The sequence below is a fragment of the Psychrobacter sp. N25K4-3-2 genome (genome assembly GCF_015351755.1).
GTDB lineage: Bacteria > Pseudomonadota > Gammaproteobacteria > Pseudomonadales > Moraxellaceae > Psychrobacter > Psychrobacter glaciei.
Genome location: NZ_JADKLX010000001.1, coordinates 818,583 through 837,107, shown reverse-complemented (window position 1 = coordinate 837,107; position 18,525 = coordinate 818,583). Strand labels below are relative to the sequence as shown.

General features: G+C 42.9%; 14 protein-coding genes and 5 tRNA genes. 13 read left to right on the top strand and 6 right to left on the bottom strand.

Annotated elements, in window-relative coordinates:
• The first annotated feature begins 141 nt into the window (after positions 1-141).
• Both IOD06_RS03300 and IOD06_RS03295 read left to right on the top strand, forming a co-directional pair.
• Positions 142-232, top strand: a tRNA-Ser gene (locus tag IOD06_RS03300).
• Positions 233-315: 83 nt separating this feature from the next.
• A tRNA-Ser gene (locus tag IOD06_RS03295) sits at positions 316-406 on the top strand.
• A 91-nt stretch (positions 407-497) separates the two neighbouring features.
• On the opposite strand, the gene IOD06_RS03290 is transcribed toward IOD06_RS03295, so the two are convergent.
• The 3 genes from IOD06_RS03290 to IOD06_RS03280 form a co-directional block, all read right to left on the bottom strand.
• Positions 498-1,232, bottom strand: a complete 735-nt coding sequence (locus IOD06_RS03290; RefSeq protein ID WP_194619098.1) for a hypothetical protein — start codon at positions 1,230-1,232, stop codon at positions 498-500.
• 350 nt (positions 1,233-1,582) lie between these two features.
• On the bottom strand, positions 1,583-1,912 hold the full coding sequence (locus IOD06_RS03285) for a CopG family transcriptional regulator (RefSeq protein ID WP_194619097.1): 330 nt from the start codon (positions 1,910-1,912) through the stop codon (positions 1,583-1,585).
• A 190-nt stretch (positions 1,913-2,102) separates the two neighbouring features.
• A tRNA-Asn gene (locus IOD06_RS03280) sits at positions 2,103-2,178 on the bottom strand.
• Between the two features lie 563 nt (positions 2,179-2,741).
• On the opposite strand from IOD06_RS03280, the gene IOD06_RS03275 reads away from it, so the two are divergent.
• The 9 genes from IOD06_RS03275 to IOD06_RS03235 all read left to right on the top strand — a co-directional run bounded on the left by IOD06_RS03275 (position 2,742) and on the right by IOD06_RS03235 (position 14,183).
• Positions 2,742-3,086 (top strand): multidrug efflux SMR transporter, encoded by a 345-nt coding sequence (locus tag IOD06_RS03275; protein WP_010196452.1) that lies wholly within the window; start codon positions 2,742-2,744, stop codon positions 3,084-3,086.
• 1 nt (position 3,087) lies between these two features.
• A complete protein-coding gene (locus IOD06_RS03270; protein WP_194619095.1) occupies positions 3,088-3,663 on the top strand; it encodes a TetR/AcrR family transcriptional regulator in 576 nt (191 codons plus the stop codon).
• Positions 3,664-3,926: 263 nt separating this feature from the next.
• Complete coding sequence (betB, locus tag IOD06_RS03265; protein WP_320157424.1) at positions 3,927-5,399, top strand: betaine-aldehyde dehydrogenase; 1,473 nt, start codon at positions 3,927-3,929, stop codon at positions 5,397-5,399.
• 114 nt (positions 5,400-5,513) lie between these two features.
• Positions 5,514-7,211 carry a choline dehydrogenase gene (gene betA, locus IOD06_RS03260; protein ID WP_194619093.1) on the top strand — a complete coding sequence of 566 codons (1,698 nt, stop codon included), beginning with the start codon at positions 5,514-5,516 and terminating at the stop codon, positions 7,209-7,211.
• A 287-nt stretch (positions 7,212-7,498) separates the two neighbouring features.
• Complete coding sequence (gene betT, locus IOD06_RS03255; RefSeq protein WP_194619092.1) at positions 7,499-9,544, top strand: choline BCCT transporter BetT; 2,046 nt, start codon at positions 7,499-7,501, stop codon at positions 9,542-9,544.
• A 168-nt stretch (positions 9,545-9,712) separates the two neighbouring features.
• Positions 9,713-10,201 (top strand): M48 family metallopeptidase, encoded by a 489-nt coding sequence (locus tag IOD06_RS03250; protein WP_194619091.1) that lies wholly within the window; start codon positions 9,713-9,715, stop codon positions 10,199-10,201.
• 438 nt (positions 10,202-10,639) lie between these two features.
• On the top strand, positions 10,640-11,062 hold the full coding sequence (locus IOD06_RS03245) for a tetratricopeptide repeat protein (protein ID WP_194619090.1): 423 nt from the start codon (positions 10,640-10,642) through the stop codon (positions 11,060-11,062).
• Between the two features lie 26 nt (positions 11,063-11,088).
• Positions 11,089-12,234, top strand: a complete 1,146-nt coding sequence (locus IOD06_RS03240; protein WP_194619089.1) for an FAD-dependent oxidoreductase — start codon at positions 11,089-11,091, stop codon at positions 12,232-12,234.
• A 323-nt stretch (positions 12,235-12,557) separates the two neighbouring features.
• Positions 12,558-14,183, top strand: coding sequence for a long-chain-fatty-acid--CoA ligase (locus IOD06_RS03235; RefSeq protein WP_194619088.1), 1,626 nt, complete (start codon positions 12,558-12,560; stop codon positions 14,181-14,183).
• 271 nt (positions 14,184-14,454) lie between these two features.
• Here IOD06_RS03235 and IOD06_RS03230 read toward each other — a convergent pair whose 3' ends face one another.
• On the bottom strand, positions 14,455-15,198 hold the full coding sequence (locus IOD06_RS03230) for a siderophore-interacting protein (RefSeq protein ID WP_194619087.1): 744 nt from the start codon (positions 15,196-15,198) through the stop codon (positions 14,455-14,457).
• A 493-nt stretch (positions 15,199-15,691) separates the two neighbouring features.
• Between IOD06_RS03230 and IOD06_RS03225 the strand changes: the two genes are divergently transcribed.
• Entirely contained in the window at positions 15,692-16,117 is a 426-nt protein-coding gene (locus tag IOD06_RS03225) for a PaaI family thioesterase (protein WP_194619085.1), read from the top strand.
• A 103-nt stretch (positions 16,118-16,220) separates the two neighbouring features.
• Here IOD06_RS03225 and IOD06_RS03220 read toward each other — a convergent pair.
• Both IOD06_RS03220 and IOD06_RS03215 read right to left on the bottom strand, forming a co-directional pair.
• Positions 16,221-16,297, bottom strand: a tRNA-Asp gene (locus IOD06_RS03220).
• A gap of 54 nt (positions 16,298-16,351) precedes the next feature.
• A tRNA-Val gene (locus IOD06_RS03215) sits at positions 16,352-16,427 on the bottom strand.
• Between the two features lie 343 nt (positions 16,428-16,770).
• Between IOD06_RS03215 and IOD06_RS03210 the strand changes: the two genes are divergently transcribed.
• On the top strand, positions 16,771-18,423 hold the full coding sequence (locus IOD06_RS03210; protein ID WP_265087653.1) for a cardiolipin synthase: 1,653 nt from the start codon (positions 16,771-16,773) through the stop codon (positions 18,421-18,423).
• The last annotated feature ends 102 nt before the right edge of the window (positions 18,424-18,525 follow it).

Below are 18,525 nucleotides of genomic sequence, written 5' to 3'. Positions count from 1 at the left end.
GCTTGAAGTATGACTTATACCTCTGAACTCAGTTGCCTTAATTCTCTTTTAAACTGAATCAACGATAGCATCAAAATAATTTAAATTCGTTCAATTAATTGCTTGCATTCTCATGTTATATCGCTATAATATTGCACCAATGGAGACGTGGCAGAGTGGTTGAATGCACCGGTCTTGAAAACCGACAAGGGTTTGTAGCCCTTCGAGAGTTCGAATCTCTCCGTCTCCTCCAAATTCGAAAGCCGCAATTATTATTAATGATTGCGGCTTTTTTTGTTGCATTTTTATTTTATATCGTTATAATGATCCACCAATGGAGACGTGGCAGAGTGGTTGAATGCACCGGTCTTGAAAACCGACAAGGGTTTGTAGCCCTTCGAGAGTTCGAATCTCTCCGTCTCCTCCAAATTCGAAAAAGCCCTAATCAGCAATGATTAGGGCTTTTTTTATGATGAATTTTATAACACCATTTTTATCAATTATCTGAATGACTGCTTTTACTTTATTAGTGACTCATCGAACTCAATTTCTTGTCCATTCTCTAACACCAATGTGCCTTTGCTGATCATAATAGTCATGTCCTTGGTGTTTTTTATGGCGCGCATGACGTTGATGTCTTCTATGCTACTCTCAATGATAATTTTGCCAGACTGCTCTGGTTGAATGGGAGGATCAAACTGGGTTAGTGGTACGTTAAAGCTTTTGCCTTGCGCCAGCTTAGTGTCTTGCATGGTCAGTGTGCCTTTGAAGCTTTGAATGGCTACCTGACCGTGGTTTGATAGCATGAACTGTAGTTTTACTTGGTTTAAGCTATCGTCGTCGCTGGTCTTGACTGGCAACAGGGCGACAGGGTAGTTCTGTGCATTGGCACTATAAGCTGGCTGACTGCTGACAATAGGGCTTTTTTTACCCGTTGGATTGTTTGGATGTAGTCGTTCATATTCACGCTGTTGCACAAGGGCTTGCTTGATGGTGGTACGCGGCATCGCACCAGATTCGTATGCGTCACTGAGCTTCATTCGCAGCATATATCGGCTAAGTACTTGTTGATCGGGCTGGGATAATTGCTCAAAGGTTTGCCCCAATTTCTTTTGCCATTGGTCTGAATCTGTCGGTATGGTTGTTTTACTTGGGTCAGTCTGCGGCGATGAGCAGCCAGTCGCAATTACTAGCATTGCTACCGTCATGGTTGAAAACAAAGTTTTGTTGAAACGCTGATGTAAGCTCGTCATCGTACACCTCCTTGTAAATCTTTATTATGTTGAAACCCAATAAATAGTCGCGATTATTTTATTAATATACCTCGTTTAATGACAACTTGTGTTTAATTATGGCTAAATACGGTAGCAAATTTAATAGAGCGCTAAAAAAGACGAGTGACTTTAAGTACGAAAGGAAAGCACATAACGAGAAGCGGATTTAAAAAATATCAATAATGCTTTAATCTTTATAACAGACAAAAAAAGACCAAGTTCGCTGTAGCAAACTTGGTCTTTTTTAATAAAAATCATTGTGAGGTTTTATACGACCGACCAGTGACTTTTTAAATGTACTTTTCTAATAGCATTTAATAGCAGTGCTACTAATCGTTGTTCTGTAGCTCAGACAAAGGATGAGTAATATTGTTATTGTGCGTTACCACAATAGCCTCATCGATGATATGTTGGCTCACACCGCGCTTACGGAGGGTTTCGATAAATACTTCATCATGGGCTAGGGTGTAATCCTGATGGTCACGATCGAGACCTTGGCGAATATACAAGCGTATAAGACCTTGAATACGTTTGAAACCTAACTCAGACGAAGTCGCTTCTAGTAGCGAAATCATTTCTTCAGACAGACGAATGCTAACTGGCCGCATGATTTTTTGCGGATGATCAGAAAACTTATTTTTTATACGTACAGGTATCATAATAAACCATTACTTTTAGTGAGTAGGAGCAAAGCACTCAAACAAAAACAAACCCAATCAAGACTAACCTTACCATACAACAAAAATGTCTAAAAGAACACCGCAGCTGTGCTAATATTATTAGAAGTAAATATAAAAGGGGCAACAATAAAAAAACCTCCATCAAATTATGATGAAGGTTTTTAGTATATGGCTCTCCAACCTGGGCTCGAACCAGGGACACACGGATTAACAGTCCGTTGCTCTACCAACTGAGCTATTGGAGAATAGATGGTCATAACAGCAGATTATTCATGCTTTATATCAAAGCGATTACTTATCTTGTTTGCGTTATGTGGGGCACATTTTAGCCAAGTCGTTCGAGGCTGTCAACCTTATTATGACATTAATAATAAATATTGTCGTAACTTATCAAAAATAACCCGTAATCCCTTATCAAACGGGCTATTTTGATGAATCCTTATATCTGAAATCTTTATTGAGTGACTAGATTAAGTGACTAGGATTAAATAACTAGGGCAAGCCTTAATTGATAGGCCTTTACAGAAGGTTTTAGCCTTATTAATTCATCATTAAAATAAGCACTCATCAGTATTAGTTATCAGTCTTTGCAATCATATTTGATTAGATGAATTGCCTATCTTTTTGAATATTAACGCAATACATACACCACTTGAAACAAAAAACTTATGAGTTAGCCCTTCACATTGCTAGAATATGTCTATAGAATACCGACCGTACGGTATCTTTAATACATGCTCAAACAATTTATTATGACCAATTGATACTGAATCGAGAAACATGCTTGATTCGAAAAGGTATGTTAAATATGAGTCCTACCACTATTGCTTATGGTTACTTAGCCATTGCCATCATTTGTGAAGTGATCGGCACCACCTTCTTGATGAAGTCAGAGCAGTTTACGCGTTTGGTACCGACGCTCATTATGGGTTTGCTTTATGTCATCTCGTTTTATTTGTTGACGCAGACCCTTAAAACCATACCGCTTGGTATTGCCTACGCGCTGTGGGGCGGACTCGGAATCGTACTGACATCACTCGTGGGCTTGGTGTTTTTTAAGCAAAGCCTCGATACAGCAGCAGCAGTTGGTATCGCTATGATTGTGGGCGGTGTGATGGTGATGAACTTATTCTCTAATTCTGTGGTGCATTGATATGGAAGTGGAAAACGCTTACAAACGTAAAAAACAGCCAGAAGTTGTGCGTCGGGCGCTGCTCGATCAGGCAGCACGAATAACGCTAGAGCAAGGGTTATCTAAAGTGACCTTTCAAGCAGTCGCTGATGCCGTTGGGGTAACTAAAGGTGGCGTTATGCATCATTTCGCCACTAAAAACGCGCTTATTTTGGAAGTGTTTCATGATGCGATGGCGAAGTTTGAGGCAGAAGTAGATACAGCAATGGCTAAAGACCCCGTGCGTTATGGCTCTTTTACCCGCGCTTATATCGATGCCACGATTAGCCTAGGCGAAAAAGGACAGGCAGAATTTCATAGCCAAGCAACGTTGTATGTATTGATGCTAGGCGATAGTAAGCTGCGCGAACTATGGGCTGAGTGGTCAAATCAGCAATTGAAAAAGCATGAGCCAACTGATAATACCGAGACCTTATGTATGGCACGTTTGGTCGCTGATGGGATTTGGCTCTCAGATTTTTCCGGCATTGACATAGTAGATAAACAGTCATTACGTGATCGTTTGATAAAAATGACGCAACGTGGCTTTGATGCATAAAGATGGTGCAGCGCATTTATTAAAACGCTGCGCTCAAATAATTTATTAAAGAACAATTGATAAGTACATAACGATTTTTAGCCATATAACAAATTTTAGTCACACAACGACTTTTAATCATATAACGATATAACTTTTATTTTTAAAACTTAAACCATGACGACATTATTCGGTACTAGCTTGTTCATAAGGCTTTTGCCAGTCGTCAATAGGAGCACTGCATGACAGCTATTAATACAAACTCAAATAACTTAACAGATATTATCGACTTAGAACAAATACAAACGGCTTATATTAACGGCCGTTATTTGGCGGTAGATGAAACGCTGACGATTTTTGAAGATATCAATCCAGCGACGGGTGAAGTGCTGGCGACGATTCAGCAAACGACCGATGAGCAGATCAATGAAGCGGTAAAAGCGGCACAAAAAGGTCAAAAAGTTTGGGCAGCGCTGACAGCAGTTGAGCGTGGTCGAATCCTATCAAAGGCGGTTGAGATATTACGCGAGCGCAATGACGTACTGGCATTGCTCGAAACGAAAGACACTGGCAAAGCTTACTCTGAAACCAAGTATGTCGATATCGTCACTGGTGCGGATGTCGTTGAATATTATGCAGGTCTTGCACCAATGATTGAGGGTCGTCAGATTCCGCTTCGTGATACCAGCTTTGTTTATACTCGCCGTGAGCCGCTGGGCGTGGTCGCTGGTATTGGTGCGTGGAATTATCCGATCCAAATCGCGATGTGGAAGGCAGCACCAGCACTAGCTGCTGGTAATGCGATGATCTTTAAGCCGTCAGAAGTAACACCTTTGACGGCATTGAAACTGGCAGAAATTTTGACAGAAGCAGGTTTACCAGATGGCGTATTCAACGTCGTGCAAGGGAATTATGAAGTGGGTGAGGCCTTAACTCAGCATCCTGATATCGCAAAAGTATCCTTCACTGGTGGCGTACCGACGGGTAAAAAAGTCATGTCGAGTGCGGCATCATCATCTCTTAAAGACGTAACATTAGAGCTGGGTGGTAAGTCACCACTAATTATCTTTGATGATGCAAATATCGACACTGCTGCTGACATCGCCATGATGGCGAACTTCTATAGCAGTGGTCAGGTATGTACCAATGGTACGCGTGTGTTCATTCCTAAAGCGATGCAAGCTAAGTTTGAGCAAGCAATTTTGACGCGTGCCAATCGTATTAAGCTGGGTGATCCAATGGATGAAAACATCAACATGGGCCCACTAGTTAGCTTCCCGCATATGGAAAGAGTGCTCGGCTATATCGAGCAAGGTAAAGCCAGTGGCGCACGCTTGCTAACAGGTGGTGACCGTGTGATGACAGGCGAATTGGCAAATGGCGCATTCGTTGCCCCAACGGTATTCACTGACTGTACTGATGGAATGACTATCGTACGTGAAGAAATCTTTGGCCCAGTGATGTCGATATTGACTTATGAGACCGAAGAAGAAGTCATTCGCCGTGCCAATGATACTGAGTATGGATTGGCAGCTGGCGTCGTGACTGCTGATTTGACCCGAGCACATCGAGTCATTGCTCAAATTGAAGCGGGTATCTGCTGGTTAAATACATGGGGCGAATCAGCCGCTCAAATGCCAGTCGGCGGTTATAAGCATTCGGGTATTGGCCGCGAAAACGGCATTGAAGCCCTTGAGCATTATACTCAGACCAAATCTATCCAAGTAGAATTGGGTAAGTTTGAATCTGTATTTTAATCATTTGTATTGAGAAAATTCTTAATCAGTAAAGTGGTTCAGTAGAGCTAATTTGTTCTTTGTTCGACTTTGCTGATAGTAAATGATTTATTTTTCAATATTATGGAGCATGTTATGACATCAACCACACCTGAATATGACTACATCATTGTCGGTGCAGGATCAGCAGGCAATGTGCTGGCCACACGTCTGACCGAAGACGCCAATATTAAGGTATTGTTGTTGGAAGCTGGTCGTCCAGATCATCGTTTAGATTTTCGCACACAGATGCCAGCAGCGCTCGCCATGCCGTTGCAAGGAACAACCTATAACTGGGGCTACAAGACCGATCCTGAACCGAATATGAATAACCGTGTCATGGACTGCGGTCGCGGCAAAGGGCTTGGCGGTTCATCTTTGATCAATGGTATGTGTTATATCCGTGGCAATGCACTAGATTTTGATGATTGGTCTAAGATTAAAGGCTTAGAAGATTGGACGTATTTGGACTGCCTGCCGTATTTTAAAAAGTTGGAAAACCGCGATGCTGGCGAGAATGACTATCATGGTGTGGGTGGTCCCGTTGAGATGACCACCTCAAAACCAGGGGTCAATCCACTGTTTCAAGCGATGATTGAAGCAGGCGTGCAAGCTGGCTATCCGAGTACCGACGATTTAAACGGCTATCAGCAAGAAGGCTTTGGGCCGATGGATCGCTTCGTGACGCCTAATGGTCGCCGTGCTTCAACGTCCCGTGGCTATCTGGACCGTGCTAAACCGCGCAGCAATATCACAATTTTGACGGGTGCACTGACCGATGTAATCTTGTTTGATGGTAAGCGTGCCATCGGTGTCAAAGTCGAGCATCAAGGTCAAACCAAGAACTTTCATGCATCGCGTGAAGTGATTGTTTCCTCTGGTGCAATTGCTTCGCCACAACTATTGCAGCGCTCTGGTATTGGTCCTGGTCAATGGCTAAAAGACTTAGGTGTCAATGAGATTCTAGATTTGCCAGGTGTGGGTAATAATTTGCAAGATCATTTAGAGCTGTATATGCAGTATGAATGTAAGCTGCCAGTGTCGATTGCACCTTCCAATAAATGGTGGAACAAGCCCGCCATCGGCGCGGAGTGGTTATTCAATGGTACGGGTCTTGGCGCGTCAAATCAGTTCGAAGGTGGCGGTTTTATTCGTACCGATGAGAAATTTACGCATCCTAATATTCAGTACCATTTTTTACCACTGGCGGTACGCTACGATGGTCGTAGTGCGGTTAAATCGCATAGCTTCCAAGCACACGTGGGCTCATTACGCTCGCCAAGCCGCGGTCGTGTCAAGCTGACGTCGAAAGACCCAAGTGCTCATCCGAGTATCTTGTTTAACTATATGTCTCATGATCAAGACTGGCAAGAGTTCCGTGCTGCCATGCGCATCACTCGTGAGATTATGCATCAGCCAGCACTTGATCCTTATCGTGGTCGCTCGATTGCACCAACGGATGATCTAGTGACTGATGCACAGTTAGATGAATATGTCCGTAATCATAGCGAAACCGCTTATCATCCGTCTTGTACCTGTGCGATGGGCGAAGACAATGATTCGGTCGTCAATGGTGAAGGACTCGTACACGGCATCGATGGCTTGCGCGTGGTTGATGCGTCAATTATGCCAAATATCATCAGTGGTAATCTCAACGCGACCACCATTATGCTGGCAGAAAAAATCGTTGATAAAATGCGCGGCGTACAATTACCACGCTCGACGGTAGATTATTTTACCGCCAATGGTGCACCATTGAGAGCTGAGCCGATGCGTGCTTATGGTTCTGTTTAAATTAAATATTAATAAGAAGGCCTTTTTATAAAGGTCTTTTTTATCCGTGCTACTGTTTTAGAAAACGAACACCATTAAAATTGATTTTTTAATGACTTACCTTGTTGCTTAAGTAATTACTGAAGTAGCCATTATGGAAGTGGTCATTACTTGAGCAACAAATTTTTATTTATTGGTACTGCTTTGTGCGTCATGCAGTTATTTGTATGTCATGCGGTTATCAGTCATAAAGTTATGACGGACAAAGCAATATCAGACCCTGTTTAATTTACCTATTGAGGTCTTTTATGTACAGCTCGCCATCAAAGGATGCGACGAAACCCCTGACTCTAAATAAGACGGTTTTTTTAGGCTCAGCTATTATTTCTATTTTATTGATAATCTGGACGATTGCGTTTCCAGATTATAGTGAGGCATTATTAAGTTCAAGCATGGCATGGGTATCAGAGAGCTTTGGCTGGTATTACATGCTGGTGGTTGCCGCTTATAGTATATTTGCCTTGTTTGTTGGCTTTTCTAAGTATGGCGATATCAAGCTTGGTCAAGATCACGAAAAGGCGCAATTTCCCTTTTTAGCGTGGGCAGCGATGCTGTTCTCCGCTGGTATCGGCATTGATTTATTGTTCTTTGGTGCGTCTGAGCCGTTGATGCATTACCTGACGCCGCATACGGGGTTAGAGCCTGCCAGTGAGGCGGCTATGCGTGAAGCACTTGCGCAGACCTTTTTACATTGGGGTCTACATGGCTGGGGCATTTATGCCTTAATCGGGATGGCATTGGCGTACTTTGCTTACCGTAAAAACATGCCACTCGCGTTACGTTCACCACTGACGCCTATCTTTGGCGAGCGCTTAATTAAAGGCTGGCTTGGTGATGGTATCGATACCTTTGGTGTGGTTTGTACCTTGATGGGTATCGCGACCAGTTTGGGTATTGGTGTATTGCAAGCCAATGCTGGTTTGACTCATGTGTTTGGGATTGAATCTAGCAAAATGGTTCAAACCTTTATCATCATAGGTGTGGTCGCTGCCGCGGCGATCTCTGCGATGACTGGTGTGGAAAGAGGCGTCCGCCGTTTATCCGAATTCAACATGCTGTCTTCGATATTGCTATTAATCGCGATATTGGTGATGGGTAACACGGTTTATTTGCTGAATACCTTTACCCAAAATATTGGTCAATACTTCCAAACCATCGTTTTCAAAACTTTTGATGTTTATGCTTATGATGGTCAAGCAGGCGCTGACTGGAAGTCAGGCTGGACGATATTTTTCTGGGCATGGTGGGTCGCTTGGGCACCGTTCGTAGGTCTGTTTATTGCGCGTATTAGCCGTGGTCGTACCCTGCGTGAGTTCGTATTTGGTGTGATGTTTATCCCACTTGGTTTCATCTTTGCTTGGTTCTCTATCTTTGGTAACTCAGCGATAGACTTGGTTGCCAATGGTGCCACTGAACTTGGTGAAATCGCAGTCAATGATGCGGCGATGGGCATGTTTGCCTTGTTTGAGTATTTCCCTTACAGCGAAGTGCTATCATTTGCAGGTGTTGTGATTGGGTTAGTATTCTTTGTGACTTCAGCTGACTCAGGCGCGTTAGTATTAGCAAACTTGAGCTCAAGAGGTATGACCAATGATACTGATGCACCTGTTTGGTTACGCTTATTTTGGGCAGCAGCAACCGGTCTTATTACCTTAGGATTATTGTTTGCTGGTGGTTTTGCCTCATTACAGTCAGTATCTGTGATTGCAGGTTTGCCATTCTCACTCATTCTTGTGCTCTATATGGTGGCGATGTGGAGATCATTAAAAGAAGAGGGCAATAAGCGCAAAGCCAGTACGATTGGTACGGCTAACGTGCTCGATAGCGGTAAGAGCTGGAAAGCTCGCTTGCAACGTATTGTTAGCTTCCCTAAACATGCACAAGTTGAACGGTTTTTACAAAATGTGGTCAGACCTGCCATGACGGAAGTTGAAAAAGAGTTTGCCGCAGGTGGTCTAAAGACGTCTTTGGATATCCGTAACCCTGAACATATCGGGCAAGATATAGATGAGGGTATGGACGAGAGTAGCGGTCAAATAGATGGTCTCAAATTGCGTGTTGGACATGGCGATGAAGATGACTTTATTTATGAAGTTAATTTGATCAAAGCGGAACGTCCTAACTTTACATTGAGCACCTCAACTAAGAACGCAGAATACTATTATCGTGCGGAAGTGTTCTTAAGCGAAGGCTCGCAAGAATATGACTTGGTGGGCTACTCCAAAGAGCAAGTATTGGTCGATATTTTAAATCAGTACGAGCGTCATTTGCAGTATCTACATTTAGAGCGTTAATTGATTTATCAACACGTTCTGAATATTTAAGTAAAAATATTGTAAAAAATAACCCCATAAGTTGAATTCAGCTTATGGGGTTTTTTTATGAACCAATGATAGGCAGATAGTAGATATAGGGTAAAATCTATACAGACAAAATTTGAAGTACCAGCAAAGGATAAATTTGTGACCACATTAAAGTACATCGCTCATTATTCTGAGCAAATTCAAACCCAAGCCGCGTTACTCATTAGCGATGGTAACTTGGGCGCTTATCTAGAAAAAAAGTATCCCACTCAGCATCAGGTGCAAAGCGATAAGGTGCTTTATCAATATATCAATGACATTAAAAACCAGTATATGCGCAAAGTTGGCCCGTTATCGAATGTCAGTTATAGCAGTAAATTAAAAGTCTTAAAACATGCGCTGGGTATCCATACCACTCAGTCTCGCGTACAGGGCAGTAAGCTGAAATCGCACAACAGCATCACCGTGGCCAGCTTGTTTCAAGAAGCACCGCCTGAGTTTTTGCGCATGATCGTCGTACATGAGTTGGCGCACTTTAAAGAGCATGAGCATAACAAAGCGTTTTATCAATTATGCTGCCATATGGAGCCTGAATATCATCAATTTGAGTTAGATACGCGGCTTTGGTTGCACTGGCGAGAGTTGTAACCTTAATATAGTCATTCCACTATAAAAGTATTACAGCGTTAACCTCGCTTGAAGTATCAAATATACATCTACACTTGGTTGCCTTGTACTACTTTTAAATTGAATCGACTATAGTATGAATAGCAACCTTAATAAGGTTCATAGTAATCTTAATAGCAGCCATATAAATATCGTGTCCTTTTCTGTGGCAATCATCTGAGCCGCTAGGGCGTGTCCTCAATTCAATTGATCATATCTAAACGGGCTAAAAATGGCTAAATTTTGTCAAAAATCGTTAAATAGCTGGTTAATATCCCGATATTATCTGCGCTATTTTCCTTGTTTGACTGCAATTTATCTCATTTTTATCACCATTTTTAAAATGAGGACACGCCCTAGAATTACGTTATAATCCTAACCAAATAATCTATACCCCAAGTCAATAAAAGGTTGTAAGCAATGATTAATACCAAAATATATAAATCTATTTATAAATTGGCAGAAGAGTTACTAGAGGCTGACCGTATCGGTAATCAAGAAAAATTTGATGCGTTTTATGCTGAGTTAAAAGCCGTCTGTACTGATAACGAAAACACAGACAAAGATCATCCAGAGCAGTGGGAAACGCTTGCTGACTTTACAGAAGATTTGGATGAAGCACTGGTCATTTATGACAAAGCACTCGAAAAAGCAAAGGCGATCAATTCAAAAGATCATCTGTCGTCGATTGCTTTTTCTATGGCGGTGCTACAGTTTGAGACAGGTAACAAAGAAGCGGCTATTCAAAGTCTACAAAATGCCAAAATCACGGCAAATAAGATTGAGGATAAAGAGTTTAAGGTTGAGATAGATGAGATGCTGACTAAGTTGTTGGGTGAATAATTTCAACTAAGCAGGAATAATTTTATATGCAAGACGTACCTATTGTAATTGTTGGCGGTGGCCTAAGCGGTCTATATGCGGCATTTTTATTAGAGCAAAAAGGCATCGATTATATATTGATAGAGGCTCGTGATAGATTGGGCGGGCGTATCACTGTTGCCAAGTCATCAGCAGGTCAGAATGCTAGCAGTCAAAGTGTTGATCATAAAAAATCAAACGACGGCTTTGATTTAGGGCCGTCGTGGTTTTGGCCAGAGTATCAGCCACAATTAAGTGATTTGATTGAAGCATTAGATTTACCACGTTTCGCCCAGTTCGAAGAAGGCGATACGATGGTTGAACGTGCTGCCAATGAGTTGCCTATCCGTACGCAAGGCTATCAGAGCTCGCCACCATCTATGCGCCTCGTGGGTGGAATGACGGCTCTAACTGATGCTTTATACGCGCGCTTAGATGCCAAGCGTGTCATAACCGGTCAAATCGTAAAGCGTTTAACCAAGACTGGTCAGCATATCGAAATAGAGAGCGAAGATAGCTTTAGGTATGCGACTACGTTGCGAGCGCAGCATATATTACTTGCGCTACCACCGCGGTTGGCGGGCAATAATATTGTATTTGAACCTGCTTTACCGCAAGATTTAGCGATAGAGTGGCAAGAGACCGCCACTTGGATGGCACCACATGCCAAGTATGTGGCGGTTTATGACTCGCCCTTTTGGCGCAATCAAGGACTGTCAGGTGCAGCACGCAGCGCGATAGGGCCACTCACTGAGATTCACGATGCCTCACTAGTAGAAGGCAAAGGCGCTGTGTTTGGTTTCTTTGGCGTCCCTGCGCAAGTGCGCCAAAATGTTTCGGAGATGGCGCTAAAAGCGCATTGCCGTGCGCAGATGGTGCGGCTTTTCGGTACACAGGCAAACACACCAACTGCTGAATATATCAAAGACTGGGCGCAAGATCCATTTACGGCGATGCCTGCTGATGCCAGTGGCGCAGGTCAGCACGCAGTAGCACCTGCTTCCAAGCCAACAGCAGGTGTGTGGCAAGACAGTCTAACTGGTTGCGGTAGCGAATGGTCAGCGCAGTTTCCTGGCTATGTCGCTGGTGCTATTGACGCGGCAAACAGAGCGGTACAAGGTTTGCCTAATGTTGTAGTGCAGTCTGGATCGTAAACAGGCGCAGGCTTTCGTTTTCTAATATGTCTGGTTTAACATAAGTTGAGACAGTATATTTCTAGAAAGTAACGGGCAAATATAAGTGTAAATAAGCGTGTTCATCCGATGAACGAACACGTAGTAGGCAGTATTGAAAGCGCTAATAAAGAGACTGATAAGGACATCTACAACGGCTACTTAATTAAGAAAAAAAGATATATTCTTTATTTCTATCAGACGAAATTAATTTTTCTAACTGTTCAGACTGACGTATACTGATGAGGCTCCATATATAAAATATGCCCACGGACGAGCACTAAAATCACTATAAGGATATTCAGATGTTAGGAAAAATGATGTATCAGCCGCTGCTCATTAGCAGCCTCATTGAGCACGCCGCCCAATATCATGGTGATACCGCTATCTTGTCAAAAGAAGTCAATGGCGAGATGACCAAGAGTGATTGGTTGACCGTCTCCAATAACTCAAAACGTTTGGCAAATGCGCTACAAGCACTGGGACTTAAGTCATCAGAGCGCATCGCAACCTTGGCATGGAACAATCGCCGTCACCTAGAAGCGTGGTACGCAATCTCGGGTAGCGGTATGATTTGCCATACTATTAATCCCCGTTTATTCCCCGAACAGCTTGCCTACATCATTAACGATGCGGACGATCAAGCTTTGTTCTTTGACATTACTTTTTTGCCACTAATTACCGCTATCAAAGAGCGCATCAAAGGTATTAAGCATTTTATTTATTTGGGTGATAGAGACGAAAAAGTCTTGGAGCAGTTACCGAATGCTCTGTTCTTTGATGAGTTGCTGGCAGATAATAGCCCTGATTTTGACTGGCCGCAGTTTGATGAAAAGCTTGCAAGCTCACTCTGTTATACCTCAGGAACGACAGGCAATCCCAAAGGCATTTTGTACTCTCATCGTTCCTCAGTTCTGCATGCGATAGCTTTGTGTATGCCCGATGTGTCCTCGTTGTCTGCCCAAGATGTCTTGCTACCAGTAGTGCCGATGTTCCATGTCAACGCGTGGGGCACGCCTTATGCTGCTGCTCTGACGGGCTGCTCTCTGATACTACCCGGTCCAAATCTTGATGGTGACAGCTTAGTCGCAGTAATTGATGACTATAAAGTGACTGTGGCTTTGGGTGTGCCAACTATTTGGCAAAGTCTGCTAACCGCTGCCAAAAACAAAGGCAGTAAGCTGGACAGTATGACGCGTACGATCGTCGGCGGTGCAGCATGTCCGCCATCAGTCATCAAAACCTTTAGAGAGGACTTTAACTGCGATGCAATACATGGTTGGGGCATGACCGAGACCAGTCCGCTCGGCACGATGAATCAGATAAAAGCCAAGCACAAATCGCTCAGTAAAGAAGAAATTAATGAGCTGCGTAAATCGCAAGGTCGGCCTCCTTATGGTGTCAAGATACGTCTGATGGATACGGAACAAAAAGATAAGCCAGTTGCTGAAGATGGCGAGTCACAAGGGCGCTTACAGATTCGTGGGCATTGGGTCATTGATGATTATTTTACTGAAAATAAAGATGCCATTACTGCAGATGGCTGGTTTGATACCGGTGATATCGCCACGATTGATGCTGACGGCTATATGAATATCCGTGACCGCTCAAAAGATTTGATCAAATCAGGAGGCGAGTGGATATCTTCTGTGGAATTAGAAAATATCGCTGTGGAGCATCCAGAGGTTAAGATGGCAGCAGCGATTGCAGCGACTCATAAGCAATGGGGCGAGCGTCCAGTCTTAATTGTCGTCAAAGAAGCGGACTCGGCAGTAGATGAAGCGCAGATTCTTGAGTTCTATAAAGGTAAAGTGGCCAGTTGGCAAATACCTGATAAAGTCGTCTTTGTAGATAATATCGTGCTCAACGGCGCAGGGAAAATGATGAAAAATAATTTACGTGATGAGCATGGTGATGTCTTGCTTGACTAATATAGTCAATCCACTATAAATCAGGTACGGTGGCAGGCTCATTTAGTCTACTATTTGTAGTGCTTTAACTTGCCTTCCTTGTACCTGAATGGTCTTGAACCGACTATGGCATTAGGGTTAATTGATTCGAGGTTCGTTCAAGGTTACATAGATATTCTTAATCATATTTTTGACGAAAAAGTCCGCCTATAAGCGGACTTTTTTATTTTTGATGTCAGTTTCGATATTAGTTTCGATGTCAGTTTCGTTTATACGTACTGGCACACCGAAATTATAATACGCTCTCTGCATCCTTTTGCTTTACAACTTTATGCTGATCTTCTGTGCTATCGACTTTCCAATAACTGGATATGTATAAATGCGTTTTTGGTATTGGGCAATCTACCTTAAAATAATGGCGTAGGGCACGCATACTATGGAATTCACATGCCGCCCACACTGCAGGTTGTCCTGCTAGCCACGTAAGCGTTTTAACGCGATCAAGTAATGGGCTGCTTTGTTCATTTGGATGTGCATTTATCACCCAATGAATGTCAACGTTGTCTGGCTTCTTGAGTAGTTGCTTATCTGCTTCGGTGGTAACCTCAAGGACTGCATAGCCGTGTGCGTCAGCAGGTAGCTGGGCAAGATTGACGGTAATCGCCGGCAGCGCTGTCATATCACCGATCAATAAAAACCAATCAGCCTCATTGTTAATCAGCTTCTTCGGTCCAGGGCCGCCTACTAATATTTTCTCACCTATTTGGGCGTTACGTGCCCATGTTGAAGCAGGGCCTTCTGTCTCGTGCAACGCAAAATCGACATCGATTTCGTCATTTCGTTGAACGCTGACGGTATAGGTGCGCATCAATGGTCGAGCCTCATCGCCTTGAGGGAATATCAGTTTGATATAAGCACTTTCTTGGTCTGCCGGAAAATCAGTCAGTCCAGCACCGCCAAGCGTGATACGGCACATATGTGGCGTGAGGTATTTACTGCGAACAATCTCTAGCATTCTTGGGGTGGGTTTTGCCATTTTAATACCTTCCTTTATTTGACTGATTGGTTGTATATCAAAAAGTATGATAATTATAATTTAAACAACTTTTGATGATTTGAAAGCCCTTTAGAATCAGAGCATTGCTTGCTTGTTGATTTTTATTGGTAGCATGCTTTTTAAAACAACACTGAATATAAAAAGTTCGATGGCTAAGTTAATAACAATGATAATCATTAACATATGTATATTACGCTAATTGGTACTTATGTCAATTGGGTTGTAAGTGTTTGGTCGTTGGTCTTGATCATTTGCTTCTCATACTCAAGTAAAAGTGCTACTAGACAGCAGCTAAAACAGATGAAGTTTTGAGGTTCTTCAAGGCAACAGACCCTAATATAGATACGGCTTATAATGTGAATTATGCTATAAATGATGGTGGAGAGAATCAGGTAACTGTTTTTGATTAGCGTCTCTCAAATGAGAAAGGCTAAACGTTGGCAGTAAGCACACTTAAAACCAAGGAGTAGGTATGTCTGCAAGCAAACAAGAAATCGTCGCTTTTATAGAGGCGGAGTTTCCGCAAACCAAATGTAGGGTCGAGTCAGTAGATGAGAAGGGTTCGACCTTATCTCATGAGATAGGTGTCAATGAGCTGCGACCTGGTGGCACGGTCTCTGGGCCAGTATTGATGAGTGTCGCTGATGTGGCCATCTATGTGGCAATATTGGGAAAAATCGGTATTGTACCGTTGACTGTGACAACGAGCTTGACCATCAACTTTTTGCGTAAACCCTCAGCAGATGCCCGTATCATCGCCGAGTGCACGTTAATGAAAGTAGGGCGCACATTAATCGTGGGCGAGGTTTCGCTTTACTCAGAAGGCTCTAGCGACTTGGTCGCCCATGTGGTTGGTACTTATTCTGTACCACCACAACCGAGACAGACGACTTTATAGCAATCTATATTTAGATAAATTAACAGACACAAAAAAACCTCAAGTAAACTAATACTTGAGGCGAAACTTGCTTAAACTCGAAAGTTTAAATTCGTTTTAAATATGGCGCAGCGGACGGGACTCGAACCCGCGACCTCCGGCGTGACAGGCCGGCATTCTAACCAACTGAACTACCGCTGCTTAGGTCGTTTTTAGCATCTTACTCGTATAAATAGGCCCACTTTGCTAAAAGAGTGGTGGGTGATGACGGATTCGAACCGCCGACATTCTGCGTGTAAGGCAGACGCTCTACCAACTGAGCTAATCACCCTGAGAAGCGTTAGCTTCGCAAGTTAAAATTCCTTAAAAGGAATCTTATAGAAGTCTTAACATTTAAAGTTGTCACACTCTAAATTAATAAAAATTCTAACAACATAGAACTCAATTAAGTCCCCTTGCTGTGGGTGTGTATTATATAGATTTACATATGCCTGTCAAACGTTATTTCATATATTTTATAAATTAATGATTATCTTTCTTTTACGTCAGCGACATTAAGACTGGTTCAGCCCATATGGTGGGTACATAGTTACCTATTGTGTGTGCGTCAAAAGCTACTATACTGATAATGTTTTGTGGTACGTGCAGGTATTGGATAATTTGATTTGTATTAATTGACTGATTGGTTGATGGAGGCAGGCATAGACACTTTTGCTATTGAAAAGTACTTTACGACATGGTCATTGGGTGACTTTGCAGAATTGGGGCTGATATTACATGTCGTGCTCATGATACTCATGACATTACGAATTGTATCGGTACAGCGCAATATTGGCGTATCGATCGCTTGGGTTGCTGTGCTCTATACCTTGCCTGTCGTAGGATTAATTGCCTACATACTGCTTGGTGAGCCAATGATCGGACGTCGCTATCGTGAACGCATGGATCAAGCCAGTCTGCTGATGAATGAGATGGCAAAGCGGGAGCATTTGGTCTTTGATAAAGGGCAAGATTTGTTGCCTGATAACTATCGCGGTGTCAGCCAAATAGGGACGCGCTGGACAGGGTTCGGGGTGTTTCCCGATCACCAGATGCAGCTACTAACCGCGCCCAGTGCTATTTTTAAGCGTTTGATCGATGATATTGAGTCAGCAAAGAGCATCATCTTGATGGAGTTTTATATCATCTATCCGAAGGGGCAGGTAGTAGAGGTGATAGAGGCGTTGGTCGCTGCCGTACAGCGCGGGGTTGAGTGTCATATATTGGCTGATAGTGTTGGTAGTTTTAGGTTTTTTAATAGCAATGAGCATCGAATATTAGAGCAAGCAGGTGCCTTTGTTCATCAGTCGTTACCAGTAGGCCTGTTCAAGACCTTATTTAAACGTTCAGATCTGCGTAATCACCGAAAAATGGTGGTCATTGATGAATATATTGGTTATATCGGCAGCTTTAACTTGGTCGATCCTAAGTTTTTTAAACAAAATAAAAATGTCGGACAATGGATCGATGTGGCGATACGTAGTGTGAGCCACCGTACCATCAGTATAGCGACGGCGATGGCAAAAGTTGTGGTCACCGATATCGGCGCTGAAAACAACAACAATCTAGACGAGCTTAACCAGCGAATCAATAACTATACCCGTAAGCTATATGTGATGGATCCGACTATCAATGATATCAACAGTCGGGTAAAATTTTTGGGTGATAGTATCGATGCTGATGAGCCGCTACATACTGGCTCAATGTCGATAGTCATACCACAGATGCCCGTAATAGAAGGCGTGATCGCGCAGTTGATACCTTCGGCACCGCAGGTAACAGCGCATGTTATTTATAATACCTTGGTGACGGTTATTCATCGCGCCAATAAATGCATTTGTATTACCACGCCATACTTCGTACCTGATGAGTCGCTATCAAGTGCACTGACGATAGCGGCTAAGCGTGGGGTGGAGGTAACGATTATCGTTCCCGAAAAGGTCGATTCGTTTTTAGTGCAGCATGCGTCACAAGCGTATTATGAAGAGTTATTGCAGGCGGGCGTCACCATTGCCTTATTTAAGGGCGGGCTGCTACATGCTAAAACCGTGGTGATCGATGATGATTATTGTCTGTTTGGTACAGTAAATATTGATATGCGCAGTTTTTATCTCAATATGGAAGTCAGCTTGGCGATTTATACCCCTGAAATGGTCGCTCAAATTGCTAACTGCCAAGAGACTTATCTACAGAGCTGTCATTTTTTAACGTTAGCAGAATGGCAGCAGCGCGCAGGCTATGAGCGTTTGTTTGATAATGTGGTACGCTTGTTTAGTCCTTTATTGTAGCGGTTTATTGTAGCTATTTGAATTTTAGGCTAAGGTAAACTATCTACACATTGTCTTTATCCACACATTGCATTACTGTCGCCATCATAACGATTTCATCCT

Excerpts from the sequence above, each read along its gene's own strand:
- IOD06_RS03290 (WP_194619098.1), bottom strand. The coding sequence starts at position 1,232 with ATGACGAGCTTACATCAGCGTTTCAACAAAACTTTGTTTTCAACCATG.
- IOD06_RS03285 (WP_194619097.1), bottom strand. The coding sequence starts at position 1,912 with ATGATACCTGTACGTATAAAAAATAAGTTTTCTGATCATCCGCAAAAA.
- IOD06_RS03275 (WP_010196452.1), top strand. The coding sequence starts at position 2,742 with ATGAGTCCTACCACTATTGCTTATGGTTACTTAGCCATTGCCATCATT.
- IOD06_RS03270 (WP_194619095.1), top strand. The coding sequence starts at position 3,088 with ATGGAAGTGGAAAACGCTTACAAACGTAAAAAACAGCCAGAAGTTGTG.
- betA (WP_194619093.1), top strand. The coding sequence starts at position 5,514 with ATGACATCAACCACACCTGAATATGACTACATCATTGTCGGTGCAGGA.
- betT (WP_194619092.1), top strand. The coding sequence starts at position 7,499 with ATGTACAGCTCGCCATCAAAGGATGCGACGAAACCCCTGACTCTAAAT.
- IOD06_RS03245 (WP_194619090.1), top strand. The coding sequence starts at position 10,640 with ATGATTAATACCAAAATATATAAATCTATTTATAAATTGGCAGAAGAG.
- IOD06_RS03240 (WP_194619089.1), top strand. The coding sequence starts at position 11,089 with ATGCAAGACGTACCTATTGTAATTGTTGGCGGTGGCCTAAGCGGTCTA.
- IOD06_RS03235 (WP_194619088.1), top strand. The coding sequence starts at position 12,558 with ATGTTAGGAAAAATGATGTATCAGCCGCTGCTCATTAGCAGCCTCATT.
- IOD06_RS03230 (WP_194619087.1), bottom strand. The coding sequence starts at position 15,198 with ATGGCAAAACCCACCCCAAGAATGCTAGAGATTGTTCGCAGTAAATAC.
- IOD06_RS03225 (WP_194619085.1), top strand. The coding sequence starts at position 15,692 with ATGTCTGCAAGCAAACAAGAAATCGTCGCTTTTATAGAGGCGGAGTTT.